This is a genomic window from Paracoccus maritimus (genome assembly GCF_025195095.1).
In the GTDB taxonomy this organism is placed as follows: domain Bacteria; phylum Pseudomonadota; class Alphaproteobacteria; order Rhodobacterales; family Rhodobacteraceae; genus Paracoccus; species Paracoccus maritimus.
On sequence record NZ_JANAVZ010000002.1, the window covers coordinates 423720 to 446586 of the forward strand.

Sequence of the window (22867 nt, forward strand, 5' to 3'; positions counted from 1 at the left end):
ACCGCGCATGCGCGAAACCGAAGATCAGGCCGTCGGGGACGATCCCCGGCGGCTTTTCGTATTCAATGGCGGGTTCTGGTGGAAGCCGCGCCTGCGGCGCATCCTTGCGCTTGCAGGATGGCGACTGTCCGCGGGCATTCCTGCGGAAGGACGGGATTGCGTCGGCATATGGGGCGCAAGCCCCACATCCTGGCGCGGCCGCCGGGTTGCAACGGCGCGGAACGCCCGCCTGATCACCGTCGAGGACGCGTTCCTGCGATCGATCCTGCCCGGGCGGGCATCGGGACATGTCGCGCGGCGCGGACCGATCGGCCTGATCATCGACCCCGACGGCGCGCATTTTGATCCCGCCTGCCCCTCGCGGATTGAACTCCTCGCCGCCGCGCCGCATCCCGCACCTCTGCTGGAACGTGCCGCACGCAGCATTCAGCGGCTGCGCGATCTGGACCTGTCCAAGTATAACGCCCACGACCCCGATATTGCCGCGCCGACTCCCGGATATGTGCTGGTCGTCGATCAGACAGCAGGCGACGCATCACTTATGGGGGCGGGACGTGCGACATTCCTGAGAATGCTGATGACCGCGCGCGCCGAACACCCGGGGGCGCAGATCGTCCTGCGCACCCATCCCGAGACGGCCTCGGGGCTGCGTCCGGGCCATTTCGTTCCCGAGGATCTGCAACCTGGCGATCAGATCTGCAGCGCCCCCGTATCGCCGTGGCGTTTGATCGAGAACGCCCGCGCCGTCTATGCCGTCAGTTCGCAGCTGGGGTACGAGGCGATCCTGGCAGGGTGTCGCCCGCGATTGTTCGGGCAACCCTTCTACGCGGGCTGGGGCCTCAGCGATGATGAACTTGCCTTGCCCAAGGGGCGCCGCGGCCATGCCACGCGCGAATCCCTGTTCGTGGCCAGTCATCTTCTTGGCCCCGTCTGGTATGATCCCTGTCGCGACCGTCTGACCGATTTCGAGGGCGCAGTGGATCAGGTCCATGAAGAGGCGCGGGTCTGGCGGCAGGATCGCGCCGGTCACGTGGCCTATGGCATGCGGCTGTGGAAGCGAGCATTCATCAGCCGCGCCTTTGGCGACGCCCATCCGGTCCGCTTTACCGCAACGCCCTCGCCTCAGGTCACGCTGGGATGGGCCGGGCATGCCGATCAGGTTCCCCATGCGACCCGCGTCGAGGACGGTTTCCTGCGGTCCCGGGGGCTGGGGGCGGCGCTGACGCCTCCGCTGTCGCTGGTCGCGGATGACCTGGGGATCTATTATGACCCGACACGCGAAAGCCGCCTTGAAAGGCTGATTGCAGCCGGCCCACCGCCGGGTGGCGAGGCGCGCGCCTTGCAGATCATCGACCGGGTCCGGGCAGCCGGCCTGTCGAAATACAATCTGGATGGGGCGGCACCGATACTTCCCGGCACGGACGGGCGGCGCGTCATTCTGGTTCCCGGTCAGGTCGAGGATGACGCCTCGATCCGCCTGGGCGCCGGACGCGAAAATCGCAATCTGGATCTGCTTGCACGAACCCGCGCCGAGAACCCGGACGCATATCTGATCTACAAGCCGCATCCCGATGTCGAAACAGGGTTGCGGCCCGGCGTGATCGCCGAGGCCGATCTGCAGTGGCTGGCGGATCATGTGGTGCACAATACCGATGCGGCTGCGCTGCTGACCGCGGTTGATGAGGTCTGGACGATCACATCGACGCTGGGGTTCGAAGCCCTGCTGCGCGGCGTGCCGGTGACTGTGCTGGGCGCGCCTTTCTATGCCGGTTGGGGGCTGACCCACGATCTGGGCAAGCCACCCGCGCGCAGACAGGCCCGCCCGTCACTCGCGGCGCTGGTTCATGCCTGTCTGATCGCCTATCCTCGTTATCGCGATCCGGTAACTGGGCTGCCCTGCCCTGTCGAGGTTGCACTGGAAAGACTGGCCGACCCGTCGCTTGTGCCACGTGGCGCGGGCTTGCGTATTCTGTCGAAGGCGCAGGGGGCGTTGTCCGGCCATTCCTGGATCTGGCGCAGATAGGTTTTGCGCGCGATCAGTCGCGGCCCCAAAGGTGCAGGATGTCATTGCCGATGCGCCGCGTCTCGAGCAGGCGGAAACGCGGCGCGTCGGCCAGACGCGCCAGCCCAAGCCCGCCAAGCGACGCACGAGCATCCTGACCCAGAACCAGCCCGGCGGAATAGCAAAGCAATTGGTCAACCCGATCCGCCGCGATCAATTCGGCAGCCAGCTTCCCTCCCCCCTCGCAGAAGACGCGGGTAATCCCCCGGTCGGCGAGCTGTTCAAGGATGTGGTCAATCGGCCCCGACAGATCCCAAAGGGGCCCGTAATCTTGACCCTCGGGCGGCAGTTCGGGCAGCTTCTGCGACGACAGGATGACGCGCGCCGGCTGACGAACCGGGCCGAAACCGCGCACATTCAGTGCGGGATGATCTGCACGCGCGGTGCCTCCACCCACCATGATGGCGTCATGCTGCAGACGCATGGCATGCACATGCCGCCGCGCCGCCGCGCCGGTGATCCACCGGCTTTCGCCCTGTTGTGTGGCAATACGTCCATCAAGACTGGTCGCAAGTTTCAGCGTGACGAATGGCCGACCCTGCGTGACGCGCATCAGGAAGCCCGCCTGAATGGCGCGCGCCTGTGGTTCGCAGACGCCTTCGGTGACCTCGATACCCGCCTCGCGCAGGATCGCATGGCCACGCCCCGCCACGCGCGGGTCGGGATCAGTCAGTGCGGTGACGCAGCGCGCGATTCTGGACGCGACCAAAGCCTCGGCGCAGGGCGGCGTCCGACCGTGATGCGCACAAGGTTCCAGCGTGACATAGGCCGTCGCGCCGCGCGCCTGCGCGCCGGCCTGTTCCAGGGCGACACGTTCGGCATGCGGCCGTCCTCCGGGCTGTGTCCAGCCGCGACCGACCACCCGGCCCGCGCGCACCAGAACGCATCCGACCGCCGGATTCGGCCACACGTTGCCCAGCCCCCGCCGCGACAGGCGCAGGGCATGGGCCATATGTTGGCGGTCTTCGAGGTCTTGGCTCACTCTGGCAGATTGCCGGGCCGCAGTTCAGACACGAACTTGTCGAAATCGTCGGCATCCTGGAAGTTCTTGTAAACGCTCGCAAAGCGCACATAACCGACATTGTCGATCCGCGACAGCGCCTCCATCACGATCTCGCCGATCATCTTCGAGGGAATATCCGTCTCGCCCGTGCTTTCCAACCGCCGCACGATGCCCGAGATCATCTGTTCGATCCGCTCTGGTTCGACGGGACGTTTCTGCATGGCGATGCGGATCGACCGGGCCATCTTGTCGCGGTCGAAATCCTCGCGCTTGCCATTGCTTTTTACGACGACCAGATCGCGAAGCTGCACCCGTTCATAGGTGGTAAAACGCCCTCCGCAGGCCGGGCAGAAACGTCGACGCCTGATCGCCACATTGTCCTCGGCCGGACGTGAATCCTTGACCTGCGTATCGACATTTCCGCAAAACGGGCAGCGCATCCCTATGTCCCCTCGGCCGCGACTTCCGCATGAACTATAGGGTCGACCGCAGGGATTGGGTAGCGTTATCCACAGCCCACAAGATACGGCCTGCGGAACCTGTGGCCCGAATGCCGCGTTCACCGCGCAGCGACGCGACAGATTTCAGCTCAAGAAAGGTGCGACATGCCCAAGACCCTGTTCATCACCGGGGCCTCGTCCGGTATCGGTGCAGCGACTGCCCACGCCGCCGTGGCCAGTGGCTGGAACGTGGCGTTGATGGCCCGTTCCGAGGATAAGTTGAGGTCCCTGCAGAACGAGTTGGGCGATGCCGCGGCGATCTTTCCGGGCGATGTCACGCAAGAGGCTGATCTTCTTCACGCCACATCCGGTGCGGTTGATCGTTTCGGCGGCATCGACGCGGTTTTCGCCAACGCCGGTCGCGGACTGTCGAAGCCCGGCACAGAGGGCGGTGATCTGGAAGATATCCGCGGCATGATAGATCTGAATATCACCGGGTTGGTGATGACCGCGCGGGCAACCCTGCCGGAACTGCGGAAGACCCAAGGCACCCTTGTGCTGACCGGATCGGCCGCCGGCAGACGGCATATCGCCGGCTCAATCTATGGCGCGACGAAATGGTTCGTTCACGGCTGTGCCGGGAATATGGCCGAGGAAATGCGCGAATGGGGCGGTCGCTGCGCCGTGGTTGCGCCCGGCATGGTGGACACGCCGTTCTTTGATCAGGGCGCGCCGGACAAGTTGCAACCCGAAGATGTCGCGAATGCCGTGATCCAGATCATCGATGCACCAAAGCGCGCGGCGATCCGCGAGGTATTCCTGATGCCGCAGGCATAGAACGGTTCATGAGGTCTGGAACATCGCCGCGACCTGCCGCCGATGCGGCGCGCGCCGGTGTTCCACCAGATAAATCCCCTGCCATGTTCCCAGTTGCATCCGTCCGCGAGCCACGGGGATCTGCAAACTGACCGGAAGCACCGCAGCCTTCAGATGCGCGGGCATGTCGTCTGGACCCTCGTCGCGGTGGGTGATCCACCCCATCGTCGGGTGATCAGCGGGGCGCGCAATCCGGTCCAGCCAGTTCAGAAGATCGACCTGCACATCGGGATCGGCATTTTCCTGAACAAGCAACGAACAAGACGTATGACGCACCATCAGCGTCAGAACCCCATCGCGGGCCTGCAAATTTCCGAGCCATGCGGCAATTTCTTGCGTGAACTCATGGCAGGCGGGGCCGTGTGTCTCGATGCGGAAGACATGGTTCATTCTGCTGCCTCGCCGGCACCGGTGGGCGGGGGCGACAGGGGCTGATGCTGATCCTGTCGGTCATGGTCCATCGCGATCTGCTTTTGCGCCCGCGCCCCCAGATCGCGCAGCATCTCGACCTGACGGATGACATTGCCCGGACCGCGTGACAGGCGATCCACGGCTTGGCCGTGCGCGCGGCTTGCCTGATCCAGCGCACGGCCTACGGCTTCCATGGAATCGACAAACCCCGCGACCTTGTCATAAAGCGCGCCCGCGCGGCTGGCGATTTCCATGGCGTTGCTTTCGCGCCGCTCGACCGACCAGATATGTTCGACGGTGCGCAGGGTCAGCATAAGGGTCGTGGGCGTGGTCAGGCCGACACCGCGTTCCAGCGCAAAGCCCGCAAGCGACGGGTCGGCGCGCAACGCATCCGAAAACGCGCCCTCGATCGGGATGAACATCAGCACATAATCGACCGAATTGTCGTCCATGCGGTGATAGCCCTTGTCCCCCAGAGTGACGATATGGGTGCGAATTGCGGCGACATGACGACGCAGCGCAGACTGGACTTCGGCCGGATCCTCGGCATTGACCGAGACTTCGTAATCGTTCAGCGACACCTTGCTGTCGATCACCATGATCTTCTGACGCGGCATCTTCACCACGACATCGGGTCGCCACAGCTTGCCATCCTCGTCACGCCAGCTGGCCTGAATGTCGTAATGCGTGCCGGATTCCAGCCCCGACCCCTCAAGAATACGCTCCAGCACCATTTCGCCCCAGGCGCCCTGCCGCTGCTTGTCGCCCTTCAAGGCGCGGGTCAGGTTCACGGCCTCGCGCGAGATGTCCTCGGACCGTTTGTGCAGGAACGCGATCTGTTCGCGCAGACGCGCACCTTCTTCGTCCAAGACCTTGTTCCGGCTTTGAAGTTCGGTCTGGAAACGATGCACCTGTTCGCGGAAGGGATTCAGCAGTGCCGTCAGTTGTTCGCCCTGCGCCTTCTGGATATCGTTCTGCTGAACGCGCAACGTCTCGGCCGCCAGCAGCTTGAACTGGCCTGTCATTTCCTCGCGCAACTCGCGCAACGTGGCGATTTCGCGTTCTGCAGCTTCGCGATCCTTGCGCGCGCCAAGACGGGTCTCGGCCAGATCGGACTGAGCTTGCGACAGTTGCTGCCGGGTCTGATGCAGGACATCGGCAAGCCCGTCGCGCTCGTCACCCAGTTCGGCAAGCCGCGCCGACTGCGCCTCGGCTCGCGCCTCGCGCTGGCCCAGATCAAGCTCGAACTGCCGGTTGCGTTCTGTCGATGCGTCAAGTTCCGCGCGCAGATCATGAATCTGCGCGGACTGCCCTTGCAGGATCGACTGAGCCTGTGCGCGTCCGCGCCGCCAGCGTGCGGCGACCAACCACAGCAGAATCAAAGCTGCCAAGGCAAACGCCAGCATTGTCTGCACCGTCGCCAGATCGCTGAACGAGGCGACAAGCTGCTGCAAAAGGTTCTCAGGCATGAACGCTCCGTCTTCTCACGCGACAGTGTTCACTTTTTGTGCTGCAACGCAACCCCGCGCCTGACGCTGTGGCAGTCAGGAAAGGACCTAGACCGCCACCGATTGCAGGAACGCCACGACGCCACCGGCATAGTCGCTTGGATCCACTGTCGAGGCGGACGAGCTGGCAAACCAGTCCATCAACGAGCCATGTTCACGATCGGAAAACCGCATCCGCCAATCCTGGAATCGCCGTTGCGCCAGACTGCCTTCGCCAAGCACGGAGATGTCACGGTGCCTGGTATCGCGGAGGATCGACTGGATGACGTGCTGCAACTGGTACTGCGGTCCCTCCAGCCACTGAAAGAACAACCCGTCCTCGTGATGCAGACACCCGGTCAGGCCGGCCGCGTCATTGCGCTGGCGGGCAGCCTTAAGGATATCCTCAAGATCGCCGACATTCAGACCGTCGCAGGCTGTGCTGCGATACAGAAAAAATCCTAGCCCGTCGAACATGATCGGATCACTGGTCAAGGAAGGACCGCAACTTTCTGCTGCGCGACGGATGCTTCAGCTTGCGCAAGGCCTTCGCCTCGATCTGGCGGATACGTTCGCGGGTGACGCTGAACTGCTGGCCGACCTCTTCCAGGGTGTGGTCGGTGTTCATGCCGATGCCAAAGCGCATGCGCAGAACGCGTTCCTCGCGCGGGGTCAGGCTGGCCAGAACACGGGTCGTGGTTTCCTTCAGGTTTTCCTGAATGGCACTGTCCAGTGGCAGGACGGCGTTCTTGTCCTCGATGAAATCGCCAAGCTGGCTGTCTTCCTCGTCCCCGATCGGGGTTTCCAGGCTGATCGGCTCCTTGGCGATCTTCATCACCTTGCGAACCTTTTCCAGCGGCATCTGCAGCTTGTCGGCCAGTTCCTCGGGCGTCGGCTCGCGGCCGATCTCGTGCAGCATCTGGCGACCGGTGCGGACCAGCTTGTTGATCGTCTCGATCATGTGGACCGGAATACGAATCGTGCGGGCCTGGTCCGCGATGGACCGGGTGATCGCCTGACGGATCCACCACGTCGCATAGGTCGAGAACTTGTAGCCACGACGATACTCGAACTTGTCGACGGCCTTCATCAGACCGATATTGCCTTCCTGAATAAGATCAAGGAATTGCAGGCCACGGTTCGTGTATTTCTTGGCGATCGAGATAACCAGACGCAGGTTCGCCTCGACCATCTCCTTCTTGGCCTGACGAGCCTCTTTCTCGCCGCGCTGAACCTGGCTGACGATCCGGCGGAATTCCTCGATATCGACGCCGACATACTGTCCGACCTGCGCCATCTCGGCGCGAAGATCCTCGACCTTGTCGCGCGAGCGGTCGAACAGGGCCTGCCACCCGCGCCCGGCGTTCTGCGACAGGCGTTCAACCCAGTTCGGGTCCAGCTCGCTGCCGCGATACGCATCGACGAACTCGCGGCGGTTGATGCGTGCCGCGTCGGCCAGCTTGACCATCCCGCTATCGATCGTGACGATGCGGCGGTTGATGCCGTAAAGCTGGTCAACCAGCGCCTCGATACGGCTGTTGTTAAGGTGCAGCGAATTGACGAGAACGACGATCTCGCTGCGCAGTTTCTGATAATCGGTTTCGGCGGTGGCAGAAAAGCTGCTGTCCTCGTTCAGCGTCGCCGACATCCGCTGGTCCTGCATGTCGGCCAGACGTTCATAGTCCAGCGCGATCGCTTCCAGCGTTTCAAGAACTTTCGGCTTCAGGCTGGCCTCCATCGCGGCCAGCGACAGATTGGCGCCGTCGTCCTCGTCCTCGTCATCTTCGCGCGACATGGGATTGCCATCGGCATCCAGTTCCTCGCGCTTTTGCGAAGTGTCGTCCGACGTGCCGGTTTCGGCCAGTTCTTCTTCCTCGGCGCCTTCTTCATCGTCCATCGACTGACCGAAGGTGGTCTCCAGGTCGATGACGTCGCGCAACAGGATTTCTTCGTCCAGAAGTTCCTGCCGCCACATCGTGATGGCCTTGAAGGTCAGCGGGCTTTCGCAAAGCCCCGCGATCATCGTGTTGCGACCGGCCTCGATGCGCTTGGCGATGGCAATCTCGCCCTCGCGAGACAGCAGCTCGACCGAGCCCATCTCGCGCAGATACATTCGGACAGGGTCGTCGGTGCGATCAAGTTTTTCGGTTTCGGTCGCGGCGACGGCGACCTCGCGCGAACCGCTGCCGGTGGTCGCGACGGCACCGCCCTCGGACTCTTCGGCGCCTTCCTCTTCCTCGATGACATTGATGCCCATTTCGGACAGCATCGACATCACGTCTTCGATCTGCTCGCTGCTGACCTGCTCGGGCGGCAGGACGGAGTTCAGCTGATCATAGGTGATGTAGCCACGCTCGCGCGCCTCGGCGATCATCTTCTTGACGGCCGCCTGGCTCATGTCCAGCGAATGCGCGTTTTCGTCCTTGTCGGTCTTGTCTTGATCGTCGTCCTTGGCGGCCATCCAGGGCTCCTTCTCGGGGCGGTGATTCGCGAGGTGGTGCGAATCAGCACGAATCGCCCTTACTTCTATCGCGAACCGGGGCCGGATCAAAGGCCGTCCCCGCTTGATGATTCGCAAGCCTTCGCGAAACGATTCGCACCTGCCCGGTGCTGCGTTCAGCGACGCGGCGGCTTGCGCCAGATCTGATCGCTGAGCCAGCCGGCAAGCTGTGCCGACAACGCATCGCGATCCTCGTTCAGATCTCCACTGTCCTCCATGTCCGGGCGTTCGGCCCGATGGCGGGCGCGGGCGATCTGTTGCATGCGCCAGGTCAGACCCTCGTCGGCCTCTCCCTGGATTTCGGCCTCGGCGCGGACAAGCTCGGCACCCGCAGCACGTTGCGCCTCGAGCCGGTCGAGAAGATTGGTCAGGATCGCCGCGGCGGCCGCGTCGTCCTGCGCCTCGATCACGGCCGGGGTCAGGCCCAGATGGGCGTCGGCGCGAAGCGTTTCAAGGGCACGGCGCCCCGCGGCACTGTCGCTGCCCGCCAACAGGTCATGCAGAAGCGCCGCGCGGTCCGGATCGTGCGGAACCAGCCGCTCCAGATTCCGCTCGGCCAACGGCACAAGATCAGGACGCAGCGCGCAGATCAGCAGGCTTGCGCCTTCCAGCAGCCATTCGCCCGGCTGCCCGCCCGCACCCGCCGTCGAGGCGGGGATCGGCGCGCGCGGGGCGGGTCCGCGACCAGCCGGTCCCTTTCCCGCGCCCTTCGCCGATGCGCCGCGCGTCTTGCCCCGATCGCGCCACGCGGTTCCGAACAGATCGCGGCGTTTGGCTCGAAGCTCGTCGCCATAGTGACGGCGCGTCGACTCGTCCGGGATCCGTGCGATCGCATCCTGCAGTCTGCGTTCCAGTGCCGCGCGGCGTTCGGGGCTGTCAAAAATCTGCCCCTCGGTCTCGCGCGTCCAAAGCAGATCGACCAGGGGACGGGCCTGATCCAGCAGCGCACCCATCGCACCCGGTCCCGCCGCACGGATCAGGTCGTCCGGATCCTGCCCGGCTGGCAGCATGACAAAGCGCAACGCCTGCCCCGGACCAGTCATCGGCAGCGCCAGGTCAATCAGCCGCTGCGCCGCGCGTTGTCCCGCCGCATCGCCGTCCAGCGCGATGATCGGTTCGGGCGAGATGCGCCACATCAGCCGCAACTGTTCCTCGGTCACTGCTGTCCCGAGGGGGGCAACGGCCCCCTCGAACCCGGCGCGAGCAAGGGCGATGACATCCATGTAGCCTTCGGCGACCACAAGGCGCTGACCGCGCGCCACCGCCGTGCGGGCGGGGGCCAGATGATAAAGATTGCGACCCTTGTCGAACAACGGCGTCTCGGGACTGTTGAGGTATTTGGCCCGCGCGTTCGGGTCCATCGCCCGCCCGCCAAAGCCGATGCAGCGCCCCTGCCCGTCCCGGATAGGAAAGATGATCCGCCCGCGAAAGCGATCATAGGCCGCGCCGCCATTGTCGGGCTTTGCCGCCATCCCGGCCTCGACGATCAGCGCCTCAGCGAACCCCTTCTCGCGCAGCGCCGATGTCAGGGCGGTGCGGCTGTCTGGCGCAAAGCCGATCTCGAAGCGATCCTCGGCATCGCGATCCAGCCCGCGGCGGATCAGATATTCACGCGCCTCGGCGGCCGCGCCGGTCTGCAGTTGCAGACGAAACCAGCGGCAGGCGGCTTCGGTGACGTCAAGCAGGCGGCTGCGGCGATCGCTGCGTTCGCGCGCGGCGGGGTCAGGCTCGGGGACGGTCATGCCGGCCTCGGCTGCCAGCACCTTGACCGCGCCCATGAAATCCAGCCCGTCAATCTCTCGCAGGAAGGTCAGCGCATCGCCTTTGGCGTGGCATCCGAAGCAATAGTAGAAGCCTTTCTGGTCGTCGCAATGAAAGCTGGCCGATTTTTCCTGGTGAAAGGGGCAAGGCGCCCACCAGTCGCCACGAGCCTGATTGGATTTGCGCTGATCCCACACCACCTTACGCCCGATCACACGGCTGATCGGGACGCGATTGCGCAATTCGTCAAGGAAGCCGGGCGGCAGACTCATGGGGCGATCATCGGGACGGCAGATGGTGACGGCAAGCGCCGCCATGGGCGTATCTGGGCAATTGAGAGGCCGCGGTCAATCGGCACCGACGGCACCGCGTGCAAGGCCCCAATAGACATCACCGATCCGCTGGCGGTCAAGCCGCCCCCCCTCGCGATACCAGTTGGTCACGCCGGTCAGCATCGCGATCAGCGCCATGGTCGCCAGCTTGCGGTCATCGATGTTCATGCGGCCGGCGGACATCCCGTCACGCAGGATTCCGTCCAGAAGATCTTCGTATCTGCGGCGCAGTCCGGCGATCTTGCGGTAATTCTGGGGGGTTAGATTGCGCAATTCCATATAGGACAGGAAGACCGCGTCTGAATGATCGAGGCTGAATCCGATGTGAAACCGCACGAAGCGTTCAAGCCGGTCCAGCGGGTCCGCATGCGGATCGTCCTGCCATGCATCCAGTAGATCCTGCATATGGCTTTCCAGCAGATCGTACAGCAACGCCTGCTTGTCGGGCGTGTAGGCGTACAGTGCGCCGGCCTGCACCCCGACGGCGGCCGCGATCTGACGCATCGAAACGGCCGCAAATCCCTTGTGGGCAAACAGCTTGCGCGCCTCGGAACGGATAAGAGGGCCGGTGATTTCGGCGCGGGATCCCTGGGTTCTTGCCATCTGGCCTTATTAGAGCCCGCGCGGCCCCGCGGAAAGCCCCAACATTGCGCCGTTGCCGTCACCGGACGGGGCGCATAACCTGCCGCCATGAGACATGTCGTTCGCCTTGCCACCCTGCCCCTCCTGCTGCTTGCTGCGGGCTGCGACCGCAACGCCGCGCCCTATCCGACATTGTTGCCGACACAGCAGATCCTGTCGGAACCTGCGCTGCCGGATCACGCAGCGGACGCCGGCGCGAATCCCGATGCCATCGATGCGGCAACCGAGGATCGCGCCGACGCCTTGCGTGGCCGTGCAGAGGCGCTGCGGCGCCCGGTGATCGAGCCCGAACTCCGCGCCAGGATGGAGCGCAGCGCCGGATGATTGCAGCGACGTGACAGCGCAGCTAAGACGGTCGGAACCAGTTCGGAGAGCCGGAACATGCCCGTCATAACCTGTATCGATGACCTCAAGGCGCTGCATCGGGCGCGCACGCCGAAGATGTTCTATGACTATGCGGAATCGGGCAGCTATTCCGAACAGACGTTTCGCGACAACACGACCGATTTCGCGCGGCTGAAGCTGCGCCAGAAGGTGGCGGTTGACATGTCCGACCGTTCCACGGCCTCGGACATGGCCGGCCTTCCGGTCAGCATGCCGGTGGGGCTTGCGCCGATCGGGATGGCGGGCATGCAGCACGCGGACGGCGAAATCCATGCCGCGCGCGCGGCCGAGAAGTTCGGCGTGCCCTTCACCCTGTCCACAATGTCGATCTGTTCGATCGAGGATGTCGCGGCACATACAAGCAAGCCCTTCATGTTCCAGCTTTACGTGATGAAGGATCAGGATTTTCTGGCCGCCATCATCGATCGCGCGAAGAAGGCAAGATGCAGCGCGCTTGTGCTGACGCTGGATCTGCAGATCTTGGGACAGCGGCACAAGGACCTGAAGAACGGCCTGTCCGCGCCGCCGAAGCTAACCTTGCCGGTGATGCTGGACCTTGCGACCAGGTGGCGGTGGGGTCTGGGGATGCTGAAGACCCGCCGTCGCCATTTCGGCAACATCGTCGGTCACGCGAAGGGTGTCGGCGATACCTCGTCGCTGATGAGCTGGACCGCCGAACAGTTCGATGATCGGCTGGACTGGGGCAAGATCGCGGCGATCCGCGACATGTGGGGCGGCAAGCTGATCCTGAAGGGTATTCTGGACCCCGAGGACGCGCGGCGCGCCGCCGATTTCGGCGCAGACGCGATCGTGGTCAGCAATCACGGCGGCCGGCAACTTGATGGGGCACTGTCCTCGATCCGGATGCTGCCGCATATCGTAGAAGCAGTCGGCGACAGGGTCGAAATCCATATGGACAGCGGCATTCGCAGCGGTCAGGACGTACTAAAGGCGCTGGCGCTTGGGGCACATGCCACATGGATCGGGCGCGCGTTCCTGCACGGTCTGGGAGCGATGGGCGAGCCCGGCGTGACCTCAGCGCTGGAAGTGATCCGGAAGGAACTGGATATCAGCATGGCGCTGTGCGGCGAACGGAAGGTCACCGACCTGGGCCGGCATAACCTTTTGATCCCGCAGGGGTTCACGACCGAATACGGCGCCTGAGCCGAAGTTCAGCGGCTGTTCATGCGCGATGCGCTGTCGCGCGGATGCCGGGCAGCATCGCGGTTCTTGTGTCGCGCGCCAAGCCACGGAAAGCCGGGCGTCGCCAGAACGACCGCCGTTGGAATCAGCACCGATGCCGCGAAATTCGGCCACAGCGACTTTAGCCCGAAATGCATCATGGCAAGAATGACCCCAAGATGCGCCAGATAGATCATCACCGACAAGGTGACCAGATCGACGCGTGGCTGCGGCAGGTTCAGTCGCATGAAGGCCAGCATGACGATCAGCGGATAACCATAGGCAAGCAGCGGAAATTCGGGCGGATCCCAGTCATGTGCGCCGGGCAGGCCCAGGAAATACCCGGCTTCCAGCAGCCGCAGGACCGACATCACGATCACCGCCAGCCAAAGCCATCCCGCGGCGGGAAGCATCGCCCGGCCGCTATCCCCCATCCATTCGGCAAGAAGATATCCCATTGCCACGAAGGGATAGATGAAAAACGCACTGTAACGGATCATCTCAAGGTGCAGGTCGATGAAGCCGAGAAAGAACCCATATTGCAGGAAGCTTCCCAGAAGCGCGACGACCAGCGCGCTGGTCATGACCAGACGGCTTGCACGCTTGTGGTCGGGGATCAGCAGGAACAGCAGCAGCATCAGGGCCACCGACTGCAGTAAGGCAGCGATATACCACAGATGCATCGGCCCAAGGATCATCTGACGGATGAAGTCCTGAACGCTGCCTATATCGCGCAGCCACAATGGCGCATAGATCACGCACCAGAGAAGATAGAGCCACATCAGGCCGATGGTCCAGGACTTCAACCTTCCGCGCTTGACAGTTTGATAGGCACCATAGCCGGAAATCAGGGCGAAAGTCGGCACCAGCGACCGAAGGATGCCATTTCCGAAAATCGGCACCCAATCGGCGTATTGCCCGTTCAGCATCGCCGCGTGAGCGAAGGCGACACCGCAAACGAGAATCACCCGAAGGTAATCAATTCCATGATATCGGGTGCTCATTTAACTTCCAAAAAATTCAACCGGACACGACTCGCAGCTTACATTAGTCGGCAATTATTCGCCTAGTCAATCTTTGTTCACTGGCGGCAAGACTTGTCTCTTCCCATCGATGCCGAATTGCAGTATGCGCCGCATCCTGCCGTCATGCACCCTTGGAGGATGGCGGCGTCAACATTGATCATAGGATGATATATCATGGCCAAAGAGATCCCGGATCTGGTGGCCGAGGCACGCGCGGGGACAGGCAAGGGGGCCGCCCGCCAAGCTCGCCGCGAAGGCAAGGTGCCCGGCATCGTATATGGAGACCACAAGGAACCGGTCGCCGTTGCGTTCGATTTCAACAATCTGCTGACCAAGCTGCGTGCCGGTCGCTTCATGTCCACCCTGTGGAACCTGAAGGTTGACGGTCAGGACGATGTGCGCGTGATCTGCCGCGCCGTCCAGAAGGACGTGGTCAAGGATCTGCCGATCCATATCGACTTCATGCGCCTGCGCCGCACCTCGAAGGTGAACCTGTTCATTCCGGTCGAATTCATCGGCCAGCAGAACTGCCCCGGTCTGCGCAAGGGCGGCACGCTTGTGACCGTGCGTCCCGAGGTCGAGCTGGTGGTGACTGCGGGCGACATTCCCGACCACATCACGGTCGATCTGTCGAACCACGAAGTCGGCGACAGTATCCACATCGACGAGGTGGACCTTCCGGCCGGCGCCAAGCCGACCATCGACCGCAACTTCGTGATCGCCAATATCGCGGCACCGTCGGCGCTGCGTTCCAGCGATGATGAAGCCGACGATGGCGACGAGGCCGCAGAAGCCGAAGCGGAAACCGAAGAATAAGCCCCTGCCCGCCTTGGGTGACAGGCTTTCTTCAAGGGCGGCGCCGCTGGCGCCGCCCTTTTCAAATTCAACGGTCGCTGCTAGCAGATGCGTCCGGTTTGTCGAAGGAGATCCCGCATGCAGCCCGTCCATATCATCGGTGCAGGATTGGCCGGGTCCGAGGCCGCGTGGCAAGTGGCCCAAGCCGGAGTGCCCGTCGTCCTGCACGAGATGCGCCCCCATACAGGCACCTTCGCCCACAAGACCGGCGACTGCGCCGAGATGGTCTGTTCCAATTCCTTCCGGTCAGATGACGATGTCATGAACGCGGTCGGACAGCTGCATTGGGAAATGCGGGCGGCGGGCGGGCTGATCATGGCAATGGCGGACCGCCACCGCCTGCCTGCCGGCGGCGCCCTGGCCGTGGATCGCGAGGCGTTTTCGGCGGCCGTGACCGAAGCGTTGCGTGCCGAACCCCTGATCGAGATCCGGACCGACGAGGTGGCGGAACTGCCGGATGACGGCAATTGGATCGTTGCGACCGGCCCGTTGACGTCGGACAAGCTGGCTGATGCGATCCGTCGGCTGACCGGGACCGAGGCGCTGGCCTTTTTCGATGCGATTGCCCCGATCGTTCATGCCGACACCATCGACATGAGCGTTGCGTGGGAACAAAGCCGTTACGACAAGGGCGAGACCGAGGCCGAGCGCCGCGCCTATATCAACTGCCCCATGACCAAAGCCGAGTACGAGGCATTCATCGACGCATTGCTGGCCGCCGACAAGACCGAGTTCCGCGAAGGCGAAACCGCCGGCTATTTCGACGGGTGCCTGCCAATCGAGGTGATGGCCGAACGCGGCCGCGAGACGTTGCGCCACGGCCCGATGAAGCCGGTCGGGCTTACAAACACCCACAATCCGACTGAAAAGCCCTATGCTGTGGTTCAACTTCGCCGGGATAACGCGCTGGGAACGCTTTATAATATTGTCGGATTCCAGACAAAGATGAAATACGGTGCGCAGACGCAGGTCTTTCGGATGATCCCGGGACTTCAGAACGCCGGGTTCGCGCGCCTGGGCGGCATCCACCGCAATTCGTTCCTGAACTCTCCGACGCTTCTGGACGACCGGATGCGGTTGCGCCGCCAGCCGAACCTGCGTTTCGCCGGTCAGGTGACGGGGGTCGAAGGCTATGTCGAAAGCGCGGCCATGGGACTGCTGGCTGGCAGGATGGCGGCGGCCGAGGCCGCGGGCCGGGACTTGACCGCACCGCCCTTCACTACTGCGATGGGCGCGCTGGTCAATCACATCACCGGCGGGGCCGAAGCAAAGACGTTTCAGCCGATGAACGTCAATTTTGGTCTGTTTCCGCCGCTGGACCAGATGCGCGGGGGCCGCAAGGGACGCAAGGACCGCTATCCGGCCTATACGCAGCGCGCCAAGGACGATTTCTCGGCATGGCTGTCGGCGCAATAAGGCGAACCCGCTTCGCACCGTCGCCAACCGGCCTGCTGCATCTTGGTCATGCCTACGCCGCGCTGGTCGCATCGGGGGCAGCGGACCGGAGTGAATTCCTGCTGCGGATCGAGGATATCGACCTTGACCGCTGTCGGCCGGAATTCGAGACCGCGATCTATCAGGATCTGGCATGGCTGGACCTTGAATGGCCGCGCCCGGTCATGCGTCAGTCTGACCGTATGGCTGCCTATCGCGATGCGCTGAAGCGGCTGGCGCCACTGTGCTATCCCTGCCGCTGTCGGCGCGGTGACATCCGCGCGGCATTGTCGGCACCGCAAGAAGGCGCCCTGCCGGCTGGACCGGACGGATTGATCTATCCCGGCACCTGCCGCGGACGCGCGATGTCCGACGCGGGCCCGGACGATGTCATCCGCCTTGACGCGGCCCGCGCCTTTGCGGCGATCGGGATCGACCGGATCGGGTTTCGGGACGAAATCATCCTGCCCGACCACGACCACGTCCTGACCTGCGCCGAATTTCGCGCTGGGATCGGCGACGTCATCCTGTCGCGGCGGGGTATGGGCACATCCTATCATCTGGCCGTCGTGGTCGATGACGCGGCGCAGGGGATCACGGTGGTCACGCGCGGCAAGGATCTGTTCGATTCGACCTGGATCCATGTGCTTTTGCAACGCCTTCTGGAACTGCCGACGCCGCTGTATCACCACCACCGGCTGATCCGCGACGATGCGGGCAAACGTCTGGCCAAGCGTGACGACGCCCGCGCCATTCGCATGCTCCGCGACGAAGGCGCCACGCCGCAGGATATTCGCGAAATGCTGGGCGCATGATCCGTACTGGGGCAATCCACGTCAGGCCTGCTGCATCGGCTCCATGATCACGCGCTCTTCTTCGTCACGGATCGCGGTATAGAAGCAGCTGCGCCGGTTGGTGTGGCAGGCCGGACCGGTCTGGTTGACCAGCGCCAGCAGGCAATCTCGGTCGCAATCCACCCGCAGTTCGACAAGGCCCTGCGTGTGACCGGAACTTTCACCCTTGACCCAGAATGCGGCACGCGACCGTGACCAGTAGGTGACCTTGCCGCTGTCCAGCGTGCGTTCCACCGCCTGGGCATTCATCCATGCCATCATCAGCACCTCGCCCGTATCCGCATCCTGCGCAATGCACGGGATCAGCCCATTGATGTCGTATTTTAGGCTGGCAGGGTCGAACATCGGGTTTCCTTTCGCAAAAGCGCTACCTATCTAGGATGAATGGACCGCACGGGGAAGGACCGATGGCCGACAGCGATCTGATGCTGCTTTACTCGCGCCGGATTCTGGCGCTAACCACCGCGATTCCGCATCAGGGTCGGCTTGACGCCCCCGATGGCAGCGCGATGCGCCGCTCGCCGCAATGCGGGTCTTCGGTCACGGTCGATGTCGTGGTGCAGAATGGCCGGATTGCCGATTTCGCGCAACAGGTTCGGGCCTGCGCGCTGGGTCAGGCCTCGGCCGCCGTGCTGGGTTCGGCGGTAATCGGACGTGATCGCGACCAGATCTGCGCCGCCCGCGACCAACTGCGCGCGATGCTGAAGGAAGATTCTGCCGCCCCCGCCGCGCCTTTCGCCGATCTCGAAGCTTTGCTGCCTGCGCGCGAATACCCCAATCGCCATGCCTCGATCCTGCTGGCCTGGGACGCGACGCTGGAGGCGTTGGACCAGGCGCTGGCCGCAGCCTGACGCCGCAGATCACCGCAAGAAAAAACCGGCCCAAGCAGGGCCGGTCAAGTTGCGCGAGCAGGGACAGGTCGGTGCACAGGCGGTGGCACCGGATTGCGTCGCGGGGCAGAAATCAGGCTTGCAGGATGGCGGGAAGCCATAGGACGACGATGGTGGTCACTGACAGCGCGGCCAATCCAAGGGCGTCGCTGACGAATTCGCGGGACATGAAGTGGTGCGGCATGGGCAACTCCTCTGTGTTGCTCCTTTGTTCTCACACGCCTTGCACTCTGTAAAGAACTTTTTAGGAACATCCTAAGGATTCTTAACCGATCCCGATCAGCCGGATCGCCTCGTCCTGGCTCATCAGCCACATAAGCAGCCGCACCGCCCGCCCGCGCGGACTGTCCAGCGACGGGTCACGTTCCAGAAGCGCGCGGGCATCCTGCCGCGCGACCGCCATCAGACCGGCCTGATGTTCCAGATCGCCGATATGAAAGCGTGGCAACCCGGACTGTGCCGTGCCGATCACGTCGCCTGCGCCGCGCATCTCCAGATCGACCTCGGCGATCCGGAACCCGTCCTCGGTGTCGCGCAGCGTCGTCAGGCGGCGTGCGCCGGTGTCGTTCAGCGGCGCGTGATACATCAGCACGCAGGTCGAGGCGCCCTGCCCACGTCCGACCCGACCGCGCAGCTGGTGAAGCTGCGCCAGACCGAAGCTCTCGGCACGCTCGATCACCATGATCGTCGCCTCGGGAACGTCCACACCGACCTCGATGACTGTCGTCGCCACCAGGATCGTGGCGCGGCCGTCGGCAAAATCGGCCATTGCCGCATCGCGCTGATCAGGCGGCATCTGGCCGTGGATCAGCCGAACCTGATCGCCGAACTGCGCGCGCAGCGACTGGAACCGGGCCTCGGCGGCGGTCAGGTCGCTGACCTCGCTTTCCTCGACAAGCGGACAGACCCAATAGGCGCGTGCCCCCTGGTCCAGCGCGTGTCGCAAACGCGCCGTCACCTCGTCCAGCCGGTGATCGCCGATCATGACGGTGGTGATCGGCTGCCGTCCGGGCGGCTTCTCGTCCAGCACCGAAAGATCCAGGTCGCCATATTGTGTCAGGGCCAGCGATCGCGGGATCGGCGTCGCCGTCATCACCAGCATGTCGGGTGGCGCGCTACCCTTGGCGGACAGTTCCAGTCTCTGCGCGACGCCGAACCGATGCTGTTCGTCGATGATCGCGAGCCTGAGATCGTTGAAATGCACATCTTTCTGGAAAACCGCATGGGTGCCGACAAGAATATCGATCCGACCTTCGGCCAGATCCTGCAGCAACTGCGCCCGCAACTCGCCCTTGTCGCGCCCGGTCAATGCGGCAAGACGTATGCCCGCCGCCTGCGCCAAAGGCTGCAAGGCGCGGGCATGCTGGCGTGCCAGGATCTCGGTCGGGGCCATCAGCACGGCCTGTCCACCAGCCTCGACCGCGACCAGTGCCGACAGCATCGCGACCAGCGTCTTGCCTGCACCCACATCGCCCTGCAGAAGCCTGCTCATCCGGCGGTCGCTGGCCATGTCGGCGGCGATTTCGTCGACTGCGCGAGATTGCGCGCCAGTCGGCGGCCAGGGCAGGCTGTCCAGAACAGCGCGCCGCAGCCGCCCGTCACCCGCGGTTGGCCGACCGCGCGACCGGCGCTTGTCCCGTCTGACCAGCGCCAGGGTCATCTGGTGGGCCAGAAATTCGTCATAGGCCAGTCGCGCGCGCGAGGGAGTGTCCGGTGACAGGTCGCGCGGCGAATTCGGCGCATGCGCATCGCGCAGCGCCTGCCCGAGATCCGGCCAGCCGCGCGAGGTGATCACCTGCGGGTCAATCCATTCCTCGACCTGGGGCACGCGGGTCAGCGCCGCCTCGATCGCCTTGGCCATCATCCGCTGGGTCAGCCCCGCGGACAGCGGATAGACCGGCTCGAAATCAGCTGGAAGGGGGTCTTCCTCGCGCAGAATGTGATCGGGATGGACCATCTGCGCCAGCCCGTCGAACAGTTCGATCTTGCCGCTGACGATGCGGCGTTGGCCGGTTGGAAGCTGTTTTTCGATCCAGTCGCGGCGGGGATGAAAGAACACCAGCGTCAGATCCCCGCCGTGATCGTCGCCGCAGTGGACGCGCCACGGGCGACCGCGAACCGTAGGCGGATGGTGACGACCCGCAGTAATCGCCAGCGTCACGGTCTCAGGCGCCCGGGCGTCAGTGATCCGATCGATTCGCCGCCGCGTCACGCCGCTGGCTGGCAACGTCAGAACCAGGTCGCGCGGCCGCTCAACGCCCATCTGCGCCAGCGCCGCTTGCCCCTTGGGGCCGATGCCGGGCAGTGTGTCGATCGCTGCAAACAGCGGAAAAAGCGACGGCGGCCGGCCCTTTGGCTGGTTCATTGCCCTGCGATCCGCAGCCATTCGTCCTCGTCGATGACGGTGACGCCAAGATCGGCCGCCTTCTTGGCCTTGGATCCGGCACCCGGCCCGGCAATCAGCAGATCCGTCTTTGCACTGACCGAGCCTGCGACCTTCGCGCCCATTCGTTCCGCCACTGCCTTGGCCTCGGCCCGGGTCATGCGTTCCAGTGTCCCGGTGAAGACCAGCGTCTTGCCACTGATCTCGGTATCACCGGCACTCTGTGTCTGATCGGGCAGAACATCCAGCTGCGCGACCAGCCGGTCGATGCTGGCACGCTCGGACTGCTGCTGGAAGGTTGTCACCAATGACGTGACCAGAACGGCACCGACGCCGTCGATCCCTGTCAGATCGGCCCAGTTCGGACTGTCCGGCAGCGCCGTGCGACGTGCCTTGTCGTCGCTGGCTGCGAATGCCGGTTCGTGCGAGGCGGCGTCAACCGTGGAAGCCAGCACATCCCAGGTTCCAAAATGGCGCGCCAGAGTCCCCGCCGCAACCTCTCCGACGTGACGGATCCCCAAGGCGAAAATCAGACGCTTCAGGGGTATACTTCGGCGATCCTCGATAGCATCGAACAATTTTTGCGCCGAGCGTTCTCCAAAGCCGTCGCGATTCTTCAGCTTGCCAAGATTTTGCGCATCGCGTTCGGCAAGCGTGAAAATATCGGCCGGCTCGCGAATGGGCAGCAGGTCATCGGCAAAGAACATCTCGATCTGCTTGGCGCCCAGACCGTCAATGTCGAATGCCGCACGACCAACGAAATGTTTCAACTTTTCAATCGCCTGCGCCGGACATATCAGGCCGCCCGTGCAGCGACGGACGGAATCGCCAGGCTCTCGGATCGCATCCGATCCGCATTCTGGACAACGTTCAGGGAAATCGTAGGGCTGACTGTCGTCGGGTCTGCGCGACAGATCGACATCGGCGATCTTGGGGATCACGTCGCCTGCGCGATAGACCATCACCCAGTCACCTTCGCGAATATCCCGCCCCTCGCGGATCTGCCCGCCGGTATTGTCGCGCCCGGCGATATAATCTTCGTTGTGCAGGGTCGCGTTCGAGACAACGACACCGCCGACAGTCACCGGCTCCAGACGGGCAACGGGCGACAGGGCCCCGGTGCGCCCGACCTGAATCTCGATCCGGTTCAGACGGGTCCACGCGGTTTCGGCGGGAAACTTGTGGGCCAGCGCCCATCGTGGCGTGGTCGAACGAAATCCAAGCCGCGCCTGATAGCCCAGATCGTTGACCTTGTAGACGACCCCGTCGATGTCATAGCCAAGCGTCGCGCGCTGCTGTTCGATCCGGGACCATGCCTCGATCAGTTGCTCCGCGTTGTCGCACAGGCAGGTCAGATCGTTGGTCTGAAACCCGAACGCGGCCAGGCGCCGGACCGCCTCTATCTGCGTGTTGGCAAGCGGCTGGGACAGCTCGCCCCAACCATAGGCGAAAAAGCGCAGCGGACGGCTGGCGGTGATTGCCGGGTCAAGCTGTCGCAAGGAACCCGCGGCGGCGTTGCGGGGGTTGGCGAAGATCCGGCCGCCGCCATCGGCGTTCAGCCGCGCGAAATCATCATGCGCCATGTAGACTTCGCCGCGAACCTCGACGACCTCGCCCGCGTCACCCTGCAATTCCTGCGGAATGTCGGCTATTGTTCGGGCATTCGCGGTGACGTTCTCGCCCACCGTGCCGTCGCCGCGTGTGGCGGCCTGAACCAGCTTGCCGTGCTCATAGCGAAGCGACAGCGACAAACCGTCGATCTTGGGCTCGGCCGTGAATGCCAAGGCTGCGTCATCGGGAAGGTTCAGAAAGCTGCGAATCCGGGCGACGAAATCGGTGACCTCCTCGGCGTCGAAGGCGTTTCCAAGCGACATCATCCGTTGGGCGTGCCGGACCTTGCCGAACCCCTCGGACGGCGCCGCGCCGACCTTGCCTGTCGGACTTTCGGGCGCGGCCAGTTCGGGGAAGGCCGCTTCCAGCGCGGCCAGCCGACGCTTCAGGCTGTCATAGTCCGCGTCGCTGATCACCGGGGCGTCGTTCCCGTGATATGCCTCATCGGCCGCGCTGATCTGCGCCACAAGATCGGCGATCTCCCGGTCCGCCTGCTGCGGATCCAGGTCGGATTGCTTTGGTCTGTTCCGGTCGGTATCGTTCACCATCTCTGCCTGCCCTGCCCGGCCATTCGCTTGATAGGGGATCTATACGACGACCAAACCCGCCGCGGCCAGAGCGTCGCGCCGATTGCCGCGATGATCATCTGTGCCATGCAGGACATCGCCGACCGCCAAGCCGAAATAGCCCGCCGGCGCGATGGCTACGCGCGGCGGGACTGACTGGAAACGTAAT

At 63.8% G+C, this 22867-nt stretch carries 20 protein-coding genes; 8 read left to right on the forward strand and 12 right to left on the reverse strand.

All coding sequences use genetic code 11. The features are described 5' to 3' along the window. The first annotated feature begins 7 nt into the window (after nt 1–7). Complete coding sequence (locus MU516_RS05065) at nt 8–2023, forward strand: capsular polysaccharide biosynthesis protein (RefSeq protein WP_260276140.1); 2016 nt, start codon at nt 8–10, stop codon at nt 2021–2023. Nucleotides 2024–2036: 13 nt separating this feature from the next. Here the strand turns inward: MU516_RS05065 and ribD are convergent, their stop codons facing one another. Together ribD and nrdR are read right to left on the reverse strand one after the other, a co-directional pair. Beyond that, entirely contained in the window at nt 2037–3014 is a 978-nt protein-coding gene (gene ribD, locus MU516_RS05070) for a bifunctional diaminohydroxyphosphoribosylaminopyrimidine deaminase/5-amino-6-(5-phosphoribosylamino)uracil reductase RibD (protein ID WP_260276141.1), read from the reverse strand. A gap of 26 nt (nt 3015–3040) precedes the next feature. Next, nucleotides 3041–3505 (reverse strand): transcriptional regulator NrdR, encoded by a 465-nt coding sequence (gene nrdR / locus MU516_RS05075; RefSeq protein WP_209055209.1) that lies wholly within the window; start codon nt 3503–3505, stop codon nt 3041–3043. A gap of 165 nt (nt 3506–3670) precedes the next feature. Between nrdR and MU516_RS05080 the strand changes: the two genes are divergently transcribed. Continuing rightward, nucleotides 3671–4342: an SDR family oxidoreductase gene (locus MU516_RS05080; RefSeq protein ID WP_260276142.1), complete on the forward strand. Its 672-nt coding sequence runs from the start codon at nt 3671–3673 to the stop codon at nt 4340–4342. Nucleotides 4343–4348: 6 nt separating this feature from the next. Here MU516_RS05080 and MU516_RS05085 read toward each other — a convergent pair whose 3' ends face one another. The 6 genes from MU516_RS05085 to MU516_RS05110 all read right to left on the reverse strand — a co-directional run bounded on the left by MU516_RS05085 (nt 4349) and on the right by MU516_RS05110 (nt 11475). Beyond that, entirely contained in the window at nt 4349–4771 is a 423-nt protein-coding gene (locus MU516_RS05085; RefSeq protein ID WP_260276143.1) for a secondary thiamine-phosphate synthase enzyme YjbQ, read from the reverse strand. Next, nucleotides 4768–6261: a DNA recombination protein RmuC gene (locus tag MU516_RS05090; RefSeq protein ID WP_260276144.1), complete on the reverse strand. Its 1494-nt coding sequence runs from the start codon at nt 6259–6261 to the stop codon at nt 4768–4770. The genes MU516_RS05085 and MU516_RS05090 overlap by 4 nt, the downstream gene beginning before the upstream one ends. An 87-nt stretch (nt 6262–6348) precedes the next feature. Beyond that, nucleotides 6349–6774 carry a BLUF domain-containing protein gene (locus tag MU516_RS05095; protein ID WP_260276145.1) on the reverse strand — a complete coding sequence of 142 codons (426 nt, stop codon included), beginning with the start codon at nt 6772–6774 and terminating at the stop codon, nt 6349–6351. Next, nucleotides 6764–8740: an RNA polymerase sigma factor RpoD gene (gene rpoD / locus MU516_RS05100; RefSeq protein ID WP_260276146.1), complete on the reverse strand. Its 1977-nt coding sequence runs from the start codon at nt 8738–8740 to the stop codon at nt 6764–6766. The genes MU516_RS05095 and rpoD overlap by 11 nt, the downstream gene beginning before the upstream one ends. 155 nt (nt 8741–8895) lie before the next feature. After that, nucleotides 8896–10812: a DNA primase gene (dnaG, locus tag MU516_RS05105; protein WP_260276147.1), complete on the reverse strand. Its 1917-nt coding sequence runs from the start codon at nt 10810–10812 to the stop codon at nt 8896–8898. A 75-nt stretch (nt 10813–10887) separates the two neighbouring features. After that, complete coding sequence (locus MU516_RS05110) at nt 10888–11475, reverse strand: TetR/AcrR family transcriptional regulator (protein ID WP_260276148.1); 588 nt, start codon at nt 11473–11475, stop codon at nt 10888–10890. Nucleotides 11476–11562: 87 nt separating this feature from the next. On the opposite strand from MU516_RS05110, the gene MU516_RS05115 reads away from it, so the two are divergent. Together MU516_RS05115 and MU516_RS05120 are read left to right on the forward strand one after the other, a co-directional pair. Continuing rightward, complete coding sequence (locus MU516_RS05115; protein WP_260276149.1) at nt 11563–11838, forward strand: hypothetical protein; 276 nt, start codon at nt 11563–11565, stop codon at nt 11836–11838. A 57-nt stretch (nt 11839–11895) separates the two neighbouring features. Then, nucleotides 11896–13062: an alpha-hydroxy acid oxidase gene (locus MU516_RS05120; RefSeq protein WP_260276150.1), complete on the forward strand. Its 1167-nt coding sequence runs from the start codon at nt 11896–11898 to the stop codon at nt 13060–13062. Between the two features lie 8 nt (nt 13063–13070). Here MU516_RS05120 and MU516_RS05125 read toward each other — a convergent pair whose 3' ends face one another. Next, on the reverse strand, nt 13071–14084 hold the full coding sequence (locus tag MU516_RS05125) for an acyltransferase family protein (protein WP_260276151.1): 1014 nt from the start codon (nt 14082–14084) through the stop codon (nt 13071–13073). A 195-nt stretch (nt 14085–14279) separates the two neighbouring features. Here MU516_RS05125 and MU516_RS05130 point away from each other — a divergent pair, with 195 nt between their 5' ends. The 3 genes from MU516_RS05130 (at nt 14280) to gluQRS (ending at nt 17209) form a co-directional block, all read left to right on the forward strand. Then, nucleotides 14280–14921, forward strand: a complete 642-nt coding sequence (locus MU516_RS05130; RefSeq protein WP_260276152.1) for a 50S ribosomal protein L25/general stress protein Ctc — start codon at nt 14280–14282, stop codon at nt 14919–14921. 117 nt (nt 14922–15038) lie between these two features. Then, complete coding sequence (gene trmFO / locus MU516_RS05135; protein ID WP_260276153.1) at nt 15039–16376, forward strand: methylenetetrahydrofolate--tRNA-(uracil(54)-C(5))-methyltransferase (FADH(2)-oxidizing) TrmFO; 1338 nt, start codon at nt 15039–15041, stop codon at nt 16374–16376. Further along, entirely contained in the window at nt 16358–17209 is an 852-nt protein-coding gene (gene gluQRS / locus MU516_RS05140; protein ID WP_260276154.1) for a tRNA glutamyl-Q(34) synthetase GluQRS, read from the forward strand. The genes trmFO and gluQRS overlap by 19 nt, the downstream gene beginning before the upstream one ends. 21 nt (nt 17210–17230) lie before the next feature. Here gluQRS and hisI read toward each other — a convergent pair whose 3' ends face one another. Continuing rightward, nucleotides 17231–17593, reverse strand: coding sequence for a phosphoribosyl-AMP cyclohydrolase (hisI, locus tag MU516_RS05145; protein WP_260276155.1), 363 nt, complete (start codon nt 17591–17593; stop codon nt 17231–17233). A 62-nt stretch (nt 17594–17655) separates the two neighbouring features. On the opposite strand from hisI, the gene MU516_RS05150 reads away from it, so the two are divergent. Next, entirely contained in the window at nt 17656–18099 is a 444-nt protein-coding gene (locus tag MU516_RS05150; protein ID WP_260276156.1) for an iron-sulfur cluster assembly scaffold protein, read from the forward strand. A gap of 304 nt (nt 18100–18403) precedes the next feature. Here MU516_RS05150 and recG read toward each other — a convergent pair whose 3' ends face one another. Together recG and ligA are read right to left on the reverse strand one after the other, a co-directional pair. After that, complete coding sequence (gene recG, locus MU516_RS05155; RefSeq protein WP_260276157.1) at nt 18404–20524, reverse strand: ATP-dependent DNA helicase RecG; 2121 nt, start codon at nt 20522–20524, stop codon at nt 18404–18406. Then, nucleotides 20500–22680: an NAD-dependent DNA ligase LigA gene (ligA, locus tag MU516_RS05160; protein WP_260276158.1), complete on the reverse strand. Its 2181-nt coding sequence runs from the start codon at nt 22678–22680 to the stop codon at nt 20500–20502. The genes recG and ligA overlap by 25 nt, the downstream gene beginning before the upstream one ends. Nucleotides 22681–22867: the final 187 nt, after the last annotated feature.